We start from the raw sequence: 16,101 nt of genomic DNA, 5'->3' as shown, positions 1-16,101 counted from the left end.
GTATCCGCACAACGTTTCCGGGAGGGCGTGATGAAAGTGATGCAACGGAATCTGGTGGTGGGGCTTCGGCGCGCGCTGTTCGGCGGCTGCGTGGCACTGGGTGCCAGCGGGACGGCGTGGGGGCAGGCGACGCCCGAGGGCGAACAGCAGGCCACCAATCTCGACACCATCACCGTCACCGCGCAAAGCCGACAGCAGGAGCTGCAGGACGTGCCGATCGCGCTGCAGGTCGTGGACCAGCAGCTCCTGGATGACGTCGCGGCGGAGAACCTGGGCGACATCGATGCGTTCGTGCCCGGCCTAGTGGTGGACGCCGCCCAGCCCACGCAGCCTTCGTTCCGCCTGCGCGGCGTGGAGACCAACGATTTCGGCATCGGTACCGATCCGGCGGTGGGCATCTTCGTCGACGGTGTCTACGGCGGCCGGGGCGGCGGCGTGCTGCTGCCATTCCTGGATGTCGAGCGCATCGAAGTGCTGAAGGGGCCGCAGGGCACGCTGTTCGGGCGCAATACCGCGGCAGGCGCGATCTCGCTGGTCACGCGGCGGCCGCAGGACGAAACTGAGGCGAGGCTGCGCTTGCGGCTGGGCAACTACGGCAAGCAGTACGCCGACGCGATGTGGAACATCCCGACCGGCGACACCTCGGCGCTGCGGGTCAACGCGCTGTTCAACCACAGCGACGGCTGGTTCCAGGATGGCACCACCGGCAAGGACCTGGGGGGCGAGAACGTCTGGGCGGCGCGCGCGGCATGGCAGGTGCGCGTTGGCGACAACACCACGGCCCTGCTGAGCTGGGACCACGAAAGCCTGGACCAGAATGGCCGCGTCACTACCGGCATCGTGCCGTTACCCGCGTACCCGCTGCGGCCGCCCGTACCCGTGGATCCGGACGACTACCTCGATCCCCGCGACGTGCCGACCTACAGCGACGCGGACAACGCCGAGTGGCGCACGTTCGATGGCGTCACCCTGATCGTCGACCACGCCTTCACCTGGGGCAACCTCACTTCGACCTCGTCATGGCGACAGTACGATGCGCTCAACCAGACCGAAGAGGACGGCACCAACCGCGCCGACCTGTACATCGATTCGGTGAACACCGAGAGCAACGAGACCTTCTACCAGGAGTTCAAGTTCGCCGGCAGCAATGCGCGGCTGGACTGGGTGGCCGGGGCCAGCTTCTTCAAGGAGGATGCGCGGCAGACCAGCGAAGTGAACACCAATACCGAAGCGGTCGACAATATCGTGCGCAATCTCGGCATCGCGCCGACGCCGGACGGCAGCCTGTTCGGTTTCACCTCTCTGCTGGCGCAGATGAGCGGTATACCGGTGTCGCTGGTGGGCGACCGCTGGAACGAGCGCTTCAACAACACCTTGTCGACCACGGCGTACGCGGCATTCGGCGACGTCATCTGGCGCGCGACCGACAGGCTCAACCTCACCTTCGGCCTGCGCTACACGCGCGACGAGAAGGACTTCACCTGGCTCAATACGCCCCGCAACGCGCCCGAGCTGGAAGCCAAGCTGGCCTTGCTGGAATCCCTGGGCTTCTTCGCCGCGCTGGGCCAGATGGGCATCCCGATCAGTCGAGAGACCCTCACGTTCGACATGGCCTTCATCGATCCGCCGGCGATGGTGAACAAGGGCGTGCTGGTACGCGACAAGCGCAGCTGGAGCGACGTCAGCCCGCGCTTCGTCGTCGACTACCACCTGGATGACCGCACCATGGTGTTCGGTTCGCTGGCGAAGGGCTACAAGGCGGGCGGCTTCAACGCGCTGCAGATCGGGCCCGCGTTCGAGAACGAGGACGTCTGGAACTTGGAAGCCGGCATCAAGCAGTCGTTCGGGCGCTTCGCCTGGAACGCGTCGCTGTTCCACTACCGCTACGACAACCGCCAGTCGGTGCGCCTGATCGATCCTGACCCGAACAATCCCGTCGACATCCCGCGCTTCGTGTTCGACACCGGCGACCTGGAAGCCACCGGCCTCGACGTGGACCTGCGCTGGAAGGTGACCGATGGCCTGACACTGGATGCGCAGGCGGAATGGATCGATTCCAAGTACAAGGATTACGTGACCCCGGAGGGCGTGGACCTGGACGGTGAGCCGACGGGCGAGCCGCGCTTCACCGCGTCACTGGGCGCGGCTTACCAGGTCGATCTGGCCGGCCATGGCGCGCTGCGCGTCTCCGCGCGGCATGCCTACCGCGGACGCAGCCGCTGCAACGCGGGCTCGGACCTGCAGGGCGATTGCGGCGTCAACGCGCTGCTCGACATCGGCGAGGCGCGTGATCGTACCGACGTGCGCATCGGCTGGACCGCGCCACAGGGTCACTGGAGTTGGGCGATCTACGGCAACAACGTCTTCGACAACCAGTATGTGAAAGGGCTGAATACCTATGGTCGCGGTCCGCTGGGGGTGGTAGGTGCCACCATCACCGAGCCACGCACGTACGGCATGGAAGTCGCCGTGAAGTTCTGATCCACGCGAAGACGCGGCGGGCACGATCCCCGGCATCGCGCGATGCCGGGGTTTTTGTTTTGCGTGGTTCCCGGCATCCTTGTGCGATGCCCGCACGTCGCGACACGCCGTCCATCGATCTCTCCGCCGAACCCCTCAGTCGCCTGCCCGGCGTCGGTCCGCGCGTGGCGGAGAAGCTCGCCGCGCGCGGGCTGCAGACGATGCAGGATCTGTGGCTGCACCTGCCGCTGCGCTATGAAGACCGCACGGCAATCACCCCGATACGCCTGCTGCAACCGGGCGTGCCGGCGCAGGTGGAAGGACGCGTCGAGGCCGTCGAACGTGGATTCCGGTATCGCCCGGTGCTGAGGGTGGCGGTGGGCGATGCATCGACCGGGTCGCTGGTGCTGCGTTTCTTCCACTTCCGCGCCGCCCAGGTCACGCAGTTCGCCGTGGGTGCGCGCATCCGGTGCTACGGCACGCCGAAGCCCGGCCAGCACGGGTTGGAGATCGTCCACCCGAGCTATCGGATCCTGGGCGACGACGATGACGCGGCGCTCGGCGACGCTCTGGATCCGGTCTATCCGGCCATCGAAGGGCTCGGACCGGCGAGCATCCGCAAGCTGGTCGGGCAGGCGCTGGAGCGGCTGCCGGACAACGCGCGCCTGGAGCTGTTGCCGGCCACGCTGCTCGACGGGCTCGGGTTGCCGTCGCTGCGCGAGGCGCTGCTCACCATGCATCGGCCGCCGCGCGATGCGGACGTCGCCGCGCTCGCCCTCGGTACGCATCCGGCGCAGCGACGCTTGGCGCTCGAGGAGCTGCTGGCTCACCACCTGAGCCTGCGCCGGCAGCGGCTGGCCCTGCAGCGGCACGGAGCACCGGCGCTGAAGGGCAAGGGCCGGCTGGTGAAAGCACTGCTGAAGGCGCTGCCCTTCACGCTGACCGGCGCACAACAGCGGGTATTCGCGCAGATCCGCGACGACATCGCCAAACCGTCGCCGATGCTGCGGCTGGTGCAGGGTGACGTAGGCAGCGGAAAGACCGTGGTCGCCGCGCTGGCCGGCATGCTGGCAGTGGAGTCGGGCAAGCAGGTGGCGCTGGCCGCGCCCACCGAGCTGCTGGCCGAGCAACACCTCGCCAACCTGCGCGCGTGGCTGGAACCGCTCGGCGTGCGCGTGGCCTGGCTGGCCGGCAAGGTCACCGGCAAGGCCCGCGCGACCGTGCTGGCACAGGTGGCGTCGGGCGAGGCGCAGGTGGTGGTCGGCACCCACGCCTTGATGCAGGAAGCCGTGACCTTCCACGACCTCGGCCTGGCCATCGTCGACGAGCAGCACCGGTTCGGTGTACACCAGCGTCTGGCACTTCGCGACAAGGGTGCGGGACACGACCGCGTACCGCACCAGCTGGTGATGACCGCTACGCCAATTCCGCGCACGCTGGCGATGGCGGCCTATGCCGATCTGGATGTATCCGCCATCGACGAACTGCCCCCGGGACGCACGCCGGTGCAGACCGTGGCCTTGAGTGCCGAGCGCAGGCCCGAGCTGGTCGACCGCATCCGCACGGCGTGTGCGGAAGGACGACAGGCCTACTGGGTCTGCACTCTGATCGACGACAGTGACGAGGTGGTCGCGCAGGCGGCGCAGACGACCTTCGAGGCGTTGTCCTCCTCCTTGTCGGAGGCCCGCGTCGCCCTGGTGCACGGACGCATGAAGGCGTCGGACAAGCAGACGACGATGCGGCGCTTCAAGCAAGGCGAGATCGACCTGCTGGTCGCCACGACAGTGATCGAAGTCGGCGTCGACGTGCCCAATGCCTCGCTGATGATCATCGAGAACGCGGAGCGGCTGGGTCTCGCGCAGCTGCACCAGCTGCGTGGGCGGGTTGGTCGTGGCGCGACGGCATCGACCTGCGTGCTGATGTACCAGCCGCCACTGTCGATGATGGCCAAGCACCGGCTGGCGACGATGCGGGCCACCAACGATGGCTTCGTCATCGCCGAAAAGGACCTGGAGCTGCGCGGCCCGGGTGAGTTGCTGGGAACGCGGCAGACCGGGCTTGCCGCGTTCCGCGTCGCCGACCTCGCGCGCGATGCGAGCCTGCTGCCGCAGGTGCACGCACTGGCGGAACGTCTTCTGTCGGATGATCCTGCGGCGGCAGACCGCGTGATCCAGCGCTGGGTGGGTGGCGCGGCGCGATACGCCTCCGCGTGACTTGCGTAGAGCCGAGCTTGCTCGGCTGAACATGTTCGTCGCAGCGGAGCGAGCTCCGCCCTACAGGACCCGCCGTGCGCTTCCATGGCGTCGCCTGCAATGCGAGACTCGGCGACCTGAAAGACGAAGAGCAGAAGATGAGCGAAAAGATCCCCCTGCTGATCGACACCGATCCCGGCGTCGACGACGCGCTGGCCTTGTTGATGGCGTTCAACGATGCGCGCCACGACATCGTCGGCCTGACCATCGCGGCCGGCAACGTGGGCCTGCAGCACACCGTGCGCAATGCGCTGAAGCTGTGCGAAGTCGCGGGTCGCGACGATATCCCCGTGTTCGCGGGCGCGCCTGCGCCGCTGCTGCACCCGTCGCCGGATGCCGGTTACGTGCACGGACAGGACGGCTTCGGCGATGTGGGTTTCCCGCCCGCAGCGCGCCAGGCAGAAGCCGAGCACGCGGCGCTGGCCATCCTGCGGCTGTCGCATGAGCACGCGGGCCGACTGGTGCTGGTCGCACTCGGGCCGCTGACCAATGTCGCGCTCGCGCTCAAGCTGGACCCGACGCTGCCGCAGCGGATCGCCCGGTTCGTGGTGATGGGAGGGGCGGTGACCTGCCACGGCAACATTACGCCGGCCGCGGAGTTCAACTTCTATTTCGACCCCGAAGCTGCGCACCTAGTGCTGGAGGCGTTCGACCGCTACGACCTGGCCGACTGGGAGGCGACCATCGCCCATGGCCTGCACCACGAGCGCGTGGCCGCCTGGCTGCGCGCCGATTCCGCGCGCGCCCGGTTCTACGACCGCATCTCGGAGAAGACGCGCTCGTGGTCCGCCGACCGCCGCGGCGACCACTGGTTCGCCGCCGATGCCCTCGCCATGGCTTTCGTGCTGGCGCCGGAGGGCGCGCGGGAGCTGGCCCAACGGCCGCTCGCCATCGAGCTGCAGGGTGCCCACGCCCGGGGCGCCTCGATCGTGGATTGGCGCCGGGAGGGCGGGCAGCCCGACAAGGCCAATATCCTGCTGCGCTACGACCAGGACCGCTTCGAGGCCCTGATCGAGGCGGCACTGGCGGCCGGCTGAGGGGCGGGTTGCGCCGGGCAGGGAGGGCGGGCTAAAATGCCGCTCTTCCATTCCCGTGACACGGTGTTACCGCCATGAAGGCCGACATCCACCCGAATTACCGCGAAGTCGTCTTCCACGACGTGACCTCCGATTTCAAGTTCCTTACCCGCTCCACGCTGGGAAGCAAGGAAACGACGAAGTGGGAAGACGGCAACGAGTACCCGCTCATCAAGGTCGAAATCTCCTCGGCTTCGCATCCGTTCTACACGGGCAAGCACAAGGTCATCGACACCAGCGGCCGTATCGACAAGTTCCAGAAGCGCTACGCGCGCTGATCGAAACGTCGTTCGCCTGACCCGCTGCGGCCGCGCCTCGTGCGCGGCCGTTCGCGTTTGCGCGCACTGCATACGGCGCCATTCCGGAATGTTCGGTTGCGTCCGCCGCCTTAGTCTTTGGTCTGACTTTGGTGCGGTATCGAGCGACGGCTCCAGAGGGCGTGTGCGATAATTCGGGTCATCCAAGGTTCACTCCCTGGACTCCCGTCACGCGCCGTCCGGACCCCTGGCCGGCGTTACCCCACGAAGGAGCGCACACTGTGTCCGAACTTGACCAGGTCACGCTGAATGCCGGCGACAAATCCGTTGTCCTGCCCGTCCTGAAGCCCACGCTGGGCAACGACTGCGTCGACATTTCCAAGCTGACCAAGGAAACGGGTCTTTTCACCTACGACTCCGGTTTCACCGCCACCGCCAGCTGCAAGTCGGCCATCACCTACATCGATGGCGACAACGGCGTACTGCTGTACCGCGGCTACCCCATCGAGCAGCTGGCCAAGCATTCGAGCTTCCTGGAAGTCTCGTACCTGCTGATGAACGGCGAACTGCCGACCCCTCAGGAGTTCGCCAAGTTCGAACACGAGGTCACGCATCACACGATGATGCATGAGTCGCTGAAGAACTTCCTGCACGGCTTCCATTACGACGCGCACCCGATGGCCATGCTGGCCGGCACGGTTGCCTCGCTGTCGGCGTTCTACCACGACACGCTGGACCTGGAAGACCCGGAGCAGCGTCGCCTGGCCGCGATCCGCCTGCTGGCGAAGATGCCGACCCTGGCCGCCGCTGCCTATCGCTACTCGATCGGCTGGCCGATCCGCTATCCGCGCAACAACCTCGAGTACGTCGATCGCTTCCTGCACATGATGTTCGAGGTGCCGAGCGAGCCGCTGGAACTGAACCCGGTCGTCGCCAAGGCGCTGGACCTGCTGTTCATCCTGCACGCCGACCACGAGCAGAACGCCTCGACCTCGACGGTGCGCCTGGTCGGTTCGACCGGCGCCAATCCGTATGCGTCGGTCGCCGCCGGCATCACCGCCCTCTGGGGCCCGGCGCACGGCGGCGCCAACGAAGCCGTGCTGAAGATGCTGGAAGAGATCGGCACGCCGGACAAGGTCGAGACCGCCGTGGCGAAGGCCAAGGACAAGGAATCGGGCTTCCGCCTGATGGGCTTCGGCCACCGCGTGTACAAGAACTTCGACCCGCGCGCCAAGATCATCCGCGAGATGACCCACAAGGTGCTGGGCGAGCTGGGCGTCGACGATCCGCTGCTCGAAGTGGCGATGAAGCTGGAAGAGGCCGCGCTGAAGGACGAGTACTTCATCCAGCGCAAGCTCTACCCGAACGTTGACTTCTACAGCGGCATCATCTACAAGGCGCTGAAGATCCCGACCGAGATGTTCACCGTCATGTTCGCCATCGGCCGCACCGCGGGCTGGGTGTCGCACTGGCTGGAACAGCAGATCGATCCGGAAGCCAAGATCGGCCGTCCGCGCCAGATATACACCGGCTACGCGCCGCGCGACTACGTGCCGACCGGCAAGCGCTGATCGCGCAAGAAGCAAAAAGGCCCCGCAAGGGGCCTTTTCTTTTGGCATGGGGACGCAGGGCGTCGGCTCAGCGACGCGTGGCATCCCGTTCGTAGCCGGCGATGTCTTCTTCGATGAGCATCTGGCGCAGTTGCGCCGCGGATGCACGTCGCATGGGCTTCTCGTCGATGCTGGAGAGCGGCGCCTGGCGTAGCGCGTCGTGGGGCAGCACCGTCAGGTCGAAGCCCAGTTCCTCGGCGCTGAACACCCAGACCGGCAGGTCGGCCACGCGTTCCCGGTCGATGCGCAGCCGACGTTCGCGCGGCTCGGCGGGGATGCGATGCTCCTCCAGGAAACGCGTGACGGCATCCGGATCGTCGCTGTGGAGATGCATGTGCACGGGCGTGTTCCCGTCCGCCGTGCCCTCCAGCACGGGGCCGACGAGGCGGGGCGAGAAGTCGGCGAGGAACGCCATCGCGCGCAACGCAGCTTCGCGCCGCCGCCGCAGTCCCGCCACATGCGCTTCGCCAGCAAACAGGCGCTGGTACTCGCGCAGTGCGTCTTCGATTTCGCGATTGCGGGGCAGGGAAGCATCGTCGTGGATGCCCAGCCGGCTGGCGGCCTTGAGCTTGGCCTGGTGGTAGTCGCGGATGCCGCCCTCGGCCATCAGCCGGGCGGCCTCGTGCGCCAGTCGCTGGCGGCGTTCGCGAGTGCGGGTTTCGGCGTGTTGACGGGCGTGGTGCATGACAGGCCTCCGCGTCGAAACAGAGCCGAATGTACACCATGCTCCCGCGTTGGCGATGACGGCGCATGCGCGCCGTCAGGGAGCCTTCACGCCATGGCGTCAGAAGATGTCGAACGCCTCTTCATCCGGCACGGCGTCTTCCGGGCCGTACAGGTCGTAGTCCTGGATGCGCTCCATGTCCTCGACCTTGACCCATTCGGTCACGCCATTGAGCGTGGCCTGCACCATGCCCTCGGGCGGGTCGTTCGATGCGACCGGTGTGTCCTTCAGCGCCGCGCGCATGTATTCGATCCAGATCGGCAGCGCCGCCTTGCCGCCGTACTCGCGGTAGCCGAGCGACTGGAAGTTGTCGCGGCCCACCCATACCACGGTGGCGTACGTACCGCCGAAACCGCCGAACCAGGCGTCGCGGTGATCGTTGGTCGAGCCGGTCTTGCCGCCCACGTCCTCGCGCCCCAGCACCTTGGCTGCGGTGCCGGTCCCGCGCTGGACCACGTCGCGCATCATGGACACCAGCTGGTAGGCGGTGCGCTCATCGATCGCACGCGGTGCGGTGACCATGTTCGGGTCGGCCGGTTTCGGTTCGGGCTTGGCCTTCTGCGCTTCGACCGCTGCCGGCTTGGGGGCATCGGCAGGGCCGAAGTTGAAGCCATCCACCACTTGGGCGGCCGCCGCGCTGGCGCCGTGCTGGCCGCTGCCGCATCCGCGGCACGCGACGGCGGGGTTCTCCTTGAACACCACGTTGCCTTCGCGATCCTTGACCTGATCGATGAACCATGGCGTCACCCGCGAACCGCCGTTCGCGAACACCGCGTAGCCGCGCGCCACGGACAGGGGCGTCAGCGAGGCGGTGCCCAGCGACATTGACAGGTTGGGCGGCAGTTCTGCCTCTTCGAAGCCGAACTGGCTGATGTAGGTACGTGCGAACGGTACACCGATGCCGTCCAGCAGGCGCACCGACACGAGGTTGCGCGACTGCACGAGCGCCTCGCGCAGCCGCATCGGGCCGCGGAAGCCGCCGCCGTCGTTCTGGGGCCGCCACATGTGGCCGCGGCGGTCGCGGAACACCACCGGCGCATCCAGCACGATGGAGGCCGGATTGAAGCCCTTTTCGAACGCGGCGGCGTAGAGGAACGGCTTGAAGCTGGAGCCCGGCTGGCGGCGTGCCTGCGTGGCGCGGTTGAACTTGTTGCCGGCGAAGCTGTAACCGCCCACGAGTGCACGCAATGCACCCGTGTTGGCGTCGAGCGAGACGAGCGCGGCCTGCGCACGCGGGATCTGCTCGAGCGCGTAGCTGCCCTCTTCCTTGCCGGCCTTGATGCGCGTCAGGTCACCGCGCTTCAGCAGTCTGGCGGGCGAGCGGCCGGTCCACTTGCTGGCGGCGACGGGCAGGGTGATCTCGCGGCCATCGGCCATGACCACGGTCGCACTGCCGTCATCCGCGGTGCGGGCGACCACAACAGGAATGAGGCCGTTCTGTGCGGGAATGCCGCGCAGATGGGTAGCCAGCGTCGCGGCGTCCGCGTCGGCGGCCACGTCGACATGCTGTTCGACGCCGTTCCAGCCATGACGGCGGTCGTACAGGCCCAAGCCATCGCGGACGGCCTCGTTGGCGGCGGTCTGCAGCGCGGCATCGAGCGTGGTGGTGACGTGGTAACCCTTCGTCAACGCCTCGGGTCCGAAGCGCGCGATCATTTCCTGGCGCACCATCTCGGCCACGTAGGGGGCATTGACCTCGATCGGCCGCTCGTGCGGCTTGGCGTGCATCGGCTCGGCCTTCGCCTGCGCGGCCTCGGCGGCGGTCACGTAGCCGTCCTCGCGCATGCGCTCGACCACGTAGGCGCTGCGCTGCTGGTTGCGGCCGGGGTTGCTGATCGGATTGCCGCTGGACGGGAACTTGAGTGCGCTGACCAGGGTGGCGGTCTCGGCCAGGGTGAGCTGGTCCAGGGTCTTGCCGTAGTAGTACTCGGCGGCCGCGGCGACACCGTAGGAGCGGTTCCCGAAGAAGCTCTTGTTGAGGTACAGCTCCAGGATCTCGTCCTTGGTCAGCATCTCCTCGATGCGGAACGCCAGCATCATTTCCCGGATCTTGCGGCTGTAGCTCACCTCAGAGCTCAGGAAGAACTGCCGGGCGACCTGCTGGGTGATGGTGCTGCCGCCGGCCACGCGGCCTTCCTTGCGGCTGACGATCTGCCAGACCGCGCGGGCCACGCCGGTCGGGTCCACGCCCCGGTGCTCATAGAACTTGCTGTCTTCCGCAGCGATGAACGCGTGCTTCACCCGGGCCGGGACTTGGCCGATCTGCACGGGATAGCGGCGGATCTCGCCGTACAGGCCGATCAGGCGGCCGTCGTTGGCGTAGATGTAGAGCGGCTCCTGCAGTTCGACGTTCCGGAGGGACTGGACGTCCGGCACCTTCGACGAGACCGTGTAGTACAGGACCCCCAGCCCGACCGCGCCGGCCAGGCCAAGTATCAGGAACGTGATGAGGGTCCAACGGAGAAGACGACGGAAACGGGACATCCAGTGCTTTCCGATTGCAGAATTCGTAGCGGCAGAGTATAGATGACCGCCGGGATCGCCACAGGTGATCCCATGGGGAACAGGGACTTGGGGAACAACCCTCGTGAAACGTGACAAGCCGCACAGCCACGTGATCGTCGGTTGCCAAGCGTAAAAACTTGGTTATTAATGTCGGCGCAAGTTGCGCCCAGTGCCCGTCGGAAGGGGAAAGACCGTGGGGCTAATCCCAAAAAGCCAGTCGCCGCTCATCGGCGTCGACATCAGTTCGACTGCGGTAAAGCTGCTGCAGCTCGCGCGCGTGGGCAACCGTTTCCGGGTTGAACACTATGCCGTCGAGCCGCTGCCGCCGAACGCCGTGGTCGAGAAGAACATCGTCGAAGTCGAGGCGGTCGGCGAGGCCATCCGCCGTGCCGTGAACCGTGCCGGCAGCAAGGCCAAGCACGCCGCGGCCGCGGTGTCCGGTTCCGCGGTGATCACCAAGATCATCCCGATGCCGGCCGACCTGGACGAGAGCGACCTGGAAGCCCAGGTGGAGCTCGAGGCCGTCAACTACATCCCGTATCCGATCGAGGAAGTGAACATCGACTTCGAGGTGCTGGGCCCGATGCCCAACAACCCGGAGATGGTGCAGGTCCTCCTCGCCGCCTCGCGCTCCGAGAACGTCGAGCTGCGCCAGTCCGCGCTCGAACTGGGCGGACTGACGGCGCGCGTCATGGATGTGGAAGCCTTCGCTGTCGAGAACGCGTTCGCGCTGATGGCGTCCGACCTGCCGATCCCGCAGGACGGTGTCGTGGCGCTGGTCGACATCGGCGCCACCATGACCACCCTCAACGTGCTCCGGCGCGGACGCAGCCTCTACAGCCGCGAGCAGGTCTTCGGCGGCAAGCAGCTGACCGATGAGGTCATGCGTCGCTACGGCCTGACGTACGAAGAGGCGGGCCTGGCCAAGCGCCAGGGTGGCCTGCCGGAAAGCTACGAAGTCGAAGTGCTGGAACCCTTCAAGGAGGCGACCGTCCAGCAGATCAGCCGCCTGTTGCAGTTCTTCTATGCCGGTAGCGAGTTCAACCGCGTCGACCAGATCGTGCTGGCCGGCGGTTGCGCCGCGCTGCCCGGCCTGCCGGAGATGGTCGAGGAGCAACTGGGCGTGCCGACCGTGGTCGCCAACCCGCTGGCGCAGATGACCCTCGGCCCGCGCGTGCAGGCGCATGCGCTGGCGCAGGATGCGCCCGCGCTGATGATCGCCACCGGCCTGGCTTTGAGGAGCTTCGACTGATGGCAAGAATCAACCTACTTCCATGGCGTGCCGAACGTCGTGTGCAGCGCCAGCGCGAGTTCTACGTCATGCTGGGCGCCGCCGCGATCGCCGGCCTGCTGCTCTCCTTCCTGTTGTGGTTCCACTACGACCGCCAGGTGTCCGGACAGACCGCGCGCAACGATTTCCTCAAGGACGAGATAGCGAAGGTCCAGGCACAGAACAAGGAAATCGAAAAGCTCGACGAGCAGAAGCGCCGCCTGCTGGCCCGCAAGGACGTCATCGAGAAGCTGCAGGCCAACCGCTCGCAGATGGTCCACCTGTTCGACTCGCTGGTCCGCACCATTCCCGATGGCGTGATGTTGTCCAACATCAAGCAGGAAGGCGAAGTGCTGACGCTGGAAGGTCGCGCGCAATCCAACGCGCGGGTCAGCGCCTACATGCGCAACCTCGAGACCTCCGGCTGGATGACCAAGCCCGAGCTGTCGATCATCGAAGCCAAGCCGGAAGAGTCCAAGACGCTGACCAACCCGGGAGCCGGCAGCGCGCTGCCTTACGTGTTCACGCTGCAGGTGCGGCTCGCCAACCCGACCGCCGAGCAGGAAGCCGAGACCGCCGCCGGCGGCGCATCGCCGGCCGCCCCGACTACCACGCCGGCACCGACCACCGCGCCGCTTGAAGGCCAGCCTGCCGCCCCTTCACCCGCGGCGCCACCTGCACCCGCAGCGCCGGCACCCTCCGCTCCTGCAGGCGATACCCCTCCGGCTTCCGGGAGCAACGCATGAGCCAGAAGACATCGCTCAAGAACCTGGACATCAACAACATCGGTGCCTGGCCGCAGAACGCCAAGATGGGCTTCTGCGTGGTGCTGGCGATCTTCATCCTTGCGCTCTCCTACTTCCTCTTCGTCAGGGGCAAGGCGCAAACCCTGGATTCGCTGGAACAGGAAGAAGTACGCCTGCGGCAGGATTTCGAGAAGGAGCAGGCCAAGGCCGCGAACCTGGAGCCGCTGAAGCAGCAACTGGCGCAGATGGAGCAGGTGCTGCAGCAGATGCTCCGCCAGTTGCCCAGCAAGACGGAAATGCCGGACCTCATCATCGACATCTCGCAGACGGCGCTGTCCAGTGGCCTCACCAACGAGCTGTTTCAGCCGGAGCCGGAGACGCTTAAGGAGTTCTACGCCGAGAAGCCGATCCAGTTGCGCATGGTGGGCAACTACCACCAGTTCGGTGCCTTCGTCAGCGGCGTCGCTTCGTTGCCGCGCGTCGTCATCCTGACGATGCACGACATTTCGCTGCAGCCGAAGGAAGGCAAGGACGGGATCAATCGCGGCGCGCTCGAACTGTCGGGCACGGTCAAGACATATCGTTACCTCGACGAGACCGAGGTGGCGGAACAGGAGGCTGCGGCGGCTGAGGCAGCCAAGGCGGATGGAAAGAACAAGGCGGCCAAGGCAGGAGGGTCACCATGATGCGCGGCACCTGGCATTTCATGGTCCTCGCGGCCGTCCTGACGGCGTCGGGTTGCGCGCGGGGGGTCACCAGCACCCCCGGCGACGCGCCCAACCTGCAGAAATGGGTCGAAGACGTGCGTGCGCGTCCCGCGCCCCCGCTCGACCCGCTGCCTGTGATGCAGCAGTTCGAGACGTTCGAGTATGCCGCGCAGACGTTGCGGGATCCTTTCAGCAATGCGTGGAGCAACACCGATGGGGGCGGGCTGCGTCCCGACCCCAACCGGCGCAAGGAAACACTGGAGCAGTACCCGCTGGACAGCCTGGACATGGTCGGTACGATCGGCAAGGGGGCGGGTCTGGTGGCACTGGTGATGGGGCCCGACAAGGTCACCTACCGGGTACGTCCGGGGAACTACCTGGGCCAGAGCGATGGCCGGGTCACCTCGGTCCGCGAAGATGGCGTGGAACTTGTCGAACTAGTGCCGGATGGCGCGGGCGGTTGGCTGGAACGGCCGGCGTCCATCGCGCTTGAAGATCAATGATTGGGGGATACACGATGACCGCTACGAATGCCCACCGCCTGCGGCCGTCCCGGCGCCTGGCTACCTTCCGGGTCTGCTCTTTGGGGCTGGCCATCGGCCTGCTTGCCGCGGCAAGTGCGGCGGGTGCCGTCTCGCCGACGGCGCAGGCCACGTCCCCCGTCGCCGTTACCCAGCCCGCGTCTGCGGTGTCGGTGTCGAACATCGATTTCCGCCGGGGTGAGGACGGGGCCGGTCGCCTTGTCATCAAGTTCGATGGCCAGGGGGCGACGCCCGACCTTCGCAACCAGGGCGATAGCGTAGTCGTGAACGTCGGCAACGCGACGCTGCCTGCATCCCTGCAGCGAGCGCTGAACGTCACCGACTTCGCCACGCCCGTGCAGCGCGTCGATGCGCAGAGCAAGGGAGCGGGCACGCAGCTGGTGCTCAGCACGCGCGGCAACTTCGAGTCCCTGGCTTACCAGACCGGCAACGAATACGTCGTCGAGATCGTGCCCAGCGCGGGTCAGAAGGCAATGGGAGCCCCGGGCGCTGTCGGCGGTACCAGTGCCTCGGCGGTTGTCGCAGCGGCGCAGCGGGTGGCAGCCGAGGCCCGTCGTTACAGCGGTCGCCCCGTCACCTTCAACTTCCAGGACGTCCCGGTGCGGACGGTACTGCAGCTGATCGCGGAAGAGTCCAACCTCAACATCGTTGCGTCGGATACCGTACAGGGCAACGTCACGCTGCGCTTGGTCAACGTACCGTGGGACCAGGCGTTGGACATCGTCCTGCGGGCGAAAGGCCTGGACAAACGCCGTGACGGCGCGGTCGTCTGGGTTGCGCCGCAGCCCGAGCTGGCCAAGTTCGAGCAGGACAAGGAAGACGCCCGCATCGCGATCGAGAATCGCGAGGACATGGTCACGGATTACGTCCAGATCAACTACCACAGCGCCGCCGCGATCTTCAAGGCACTGACCGAGGCCAAGGGCATCGGCAACCAGGGCAACAGCGGCAGTGGCGGGGGTGGCAATGGCGGGCGCGACCAGGAGAACGGCTTCCTGTCGCCGCGCGGTCGCATCGTCGCTGACGAACGCACCAACATGCTGATGATCAGCGACATTCCGAAGAAGGTCGCGCAGATGCGCGAGCTGATTTCGACGATCGACCGTCCCGTCGATCAGGTTCTGATCGAAGGTCGCATCGTGATCGCAACCGACACGTTTGCCCGCGACCTGGGCGCACGCTTCGGTATCAATGCCCGCCGTACTGGCGATCGCACGCAGATCATCGGCGGCAACATCACCGACAATGTGAACGTGGGCAACGGTGATGACCGCATCCTGCCGCGTGATCTGAATGTCAATCTGCCGGCGGGCGGATTCACCCAGTCGGCCGCCGGAGCGATCGCGTACACGCTTCTGGGTCGCAACTTCGACCTGGACCTCGAACTGTCCGCCATGCAGGAAGAAGGTCGCGGCGAAGTCATCTCGAACCCGCGCCTGGTGACCGCCAACCAGCGCGAGGGCGTCATCCGCCAAGGCAAGGAGGTCGGTTATGTCACGATCACGGCCGGCCAGGGTGGCGTAGCCACGCCGAACGTGCAGTTCAAGGAGGCGTTGCTGGAGATGAAGGTGATGCCCACCATCACCAACGACAACCGCGTCTTCCTTAATCTCAACGTCAAGAAGGACGAAGTGAACCGCTACATCACGCTGGAAGGCTACGGCAGCGTGCCGGAGTTGGACAAGCGCGAGATCAACACGGCGGTCCTGGTGGAAGATGGCCAGACCGTGGTGATCGGCGGCGTGTACGAGTTCACCGATCGCAGCAGCGTCTCCAAGGTGCCGTTCCTGGGCGACATCCCCTTCCTGGGCAACCTGTTCAAGAAGAAGGGCCGCAGCAAGCAGAAGGCAGAGTTGCTGATCTTCATCACCCCGAAGGTGTTGTCGGTCAACAAGCGCTGATCCCTCGTTCTGCACGGATCGGAAAAGGGCCGCGGAAGCGGCCCTTCTTCG

The 16,101-nt window shown here is 66.4% G+C and carries 12 protein-coding genes; 10 read left to right on the top strand and 2 right to left on the bottom strand.

The features are described from left to right. The first annotated feature begins 30 nt into the window (after nucleotides 1-30). The 5 genes from ACSQ19_RS04300 to ACSQ19_RS04280 all read left to right on the top strand — a co-directional run bounded on the left by ACSQ19_RS04300 (nucleotide 31) and on the right by ACSQ19_RS04280 (nucleotide 7,616). The gene (locus ACSQ19_RS04300; protein ID WP_436000260.1) at nucleotides 31-2,481 is read left to right on the top strand and encodes a TonB-dependent receptor; all 2,451 of its coding nucleotides are present in this window, start codon (nucleotides 31-33) and stop codon (nucleotides 2,479-2,481) included. An 86-nt stretch (nucleotides 2,482-2,567) separates the two neighbouring features. Next, on the top strand, nucleotides 2,568-4,673 hold the full coding sequence (gene recG, locus ACSQ19_RS04295) for an ATP-dependent DNA helicase RecG (RefSeq protein WP_436000258.1): 2,106 nt from the start codon (nucleotides 2,568-2,570) through the stop codon (nucleotides 4,671-4,673). A 137-nt stretch (nucleotides 4,674-4,810) separates the two neighbouring features. Continuing rightward, entirely contained in the window at nucleotides 4,811-5,749 is a 939-nt protein-coding gene (locus ACSQ19_RS04290) for a nucleoside hydrolase (protein ID WP_436001097.1), read from the top strand. Between the two features lie 74 nt (nucleotides 5,750-5,823). After that, the gene (locus ACSQ19_RS04285) at nucleotides 5,824-6,066 is read left to right on the top strand and encodes a type B 50S ribosomal protein L31 (protein WP_162336762.1); all 243 of its coding nucleotides are present in this window, start codon (nucleotides 5,824-5,826) and stop codon (nucleotides 6,064-6,066) included. Between the two features lie 260 nt (nucleotides 6,067-6,326). After that, on the top strand, nucleotides 6,327-7,616 hold the full coding sequence (locus ACSQ19_RS04280) for a citrate synthase (protein ID WP_299346621.1): 1,290 nt from the start codon (nucleotides 6,327-6,329) through the stop codon (nucleotides 7,614-7,616). A gap of 67 nt (nucleotides 7,617-7,683) precedes the next feature. Here the strand turns inward: ACSQ19_RS04280 and ACSQ19_RS04275 are convergent, their stop codons facing one another. Both ACSQ19_RS04275 and ACSQ19_RS04270 read right to left on the bottom strand, forming a co-directional pair. Beyond that, a complete protein-coding gene (locus tag ACSQ19_RS04275) occupies nucleotides 7,684-8,340 on the bottom strand; it encodes a hypothetical protein (protein ID WP_436000254.1) in 657 nt (218 codons plus the stop codon). A gap of 99 nt (nucleotides 8,341-8,439) precedes the next feature. Further along, nucleotides 8,440-10,863: a penicillin-binding protein 1A gene (locus ACSQ19_RS04270; RefSeq protein WP_436000252.1), complete on the bottom strand. Its 2,424-nt coding sequence runs from the start codon at nucleotides 10,861-10,863 to the stop codon at nucleotides 8,440-8,442. A gap of 214 nt (nucleotides 10,864-11,077) precedes the next feature. Between ACSQ19_RS04270 and ACSQ19_RS04265 the strand changes: the two genes are divergently transcribed. The 5 genes from ACSQ19_RS04265 to ACSQ19_RS04245 are packed head-to-tail and all read left to right on the top strand — an operon-like array spanning nucleotide 11,078 to nucleotide 16,050. Beyond that, nucleotides 11,078-12,136 (top strand): pilus assembly protein PilM, encoded by a 1,059-nt coding sequence (locus tag ACSQ19_RS04265; RefSeq protein WP_436000250.1) that lies wholly within the window; start codon nucleotides 11,078-11,080, stop codon nucleotides 12,134-12,136. Further along, nucleotides 12,136-12,900 (top strand): PilN domain-containing protein, encoded by a 765-nt coding sequence (locus tag ACSQ19_RS04260; RefSeq protein ID WP_436000248.1) that lies wholly within the window; start codon nucleotides 12,136-12,138, stop codon nucleotides 12,898-12,900. The genes ACSQ19_RS04265 and ACSQ19_RS04260 overlap by 1 nt, the downstream gene beginning before the upstream one ends. Then, nucleotides 12,897-13,586 carry a type 4a pilus biogenesis protein PilO gene (locus tag ACSQ19_RS04255; protein ID WP_299346609.1) on the top strand — a complete coding sequence of 230 codons (690 nt, stop codon included), beginning with the start codon at nucleotides 12,897-12,899 and terminating at the stop codon, nucleotides 13,584-13,586. Before ACSQ19_RS04260 ends, ACSQ19_RS04255 begins: the two co-directional genes overlap by 4 nt. Further along, complete coding sequence (locus tag ACSQ19_RS04250) at nucleotides 13,583-14,110, top strand: pilus assembly protein PilP (protein ID WP_436000246.1); 528 nt, start codon at nucleotides 13,583-13,585, stop codon at nucleotides 14,108-14,110. The genes ACSQ19_RS04255 and ACSQ19_RS04250 overlap by 4 nt, the downstream gene beginning before the upstream one ends. Before the next feature lie 14 nt (nucleotides 14,111-14,124). Continuing rightward, nucleotides 14,125-16,050: a type IV pilus secretin PilQ gene (locus ACSQ19_RS04245; RefSeq protein ID WP_299346606.1), complete on the top strand. Its 1,926-nt coding sequence runs from the start codon at nucleotides 14,125-14,127 to the stop codon at nucleotides 16,048-16,050. The last annotated feature ends 51 nt before the right edge of the window (nucleotides 16,051-16,101 follow it).

It is taken from the genome of Pseudoxanthomonas sp. LjRoot127 (assembly GCF_964253495.1).
Lineage (GTDB): Bacteria > Pseudomonadota > Gammaproteobacteria > Xanthomonadales > Xanthomonadaceae > Pseudoxanthomonas_A.
The sequence above is the reverse complement of the archived record's forward strand: the minus strand, read 5'-3'. Positions and strand labels throughout refer to the sequence as shown.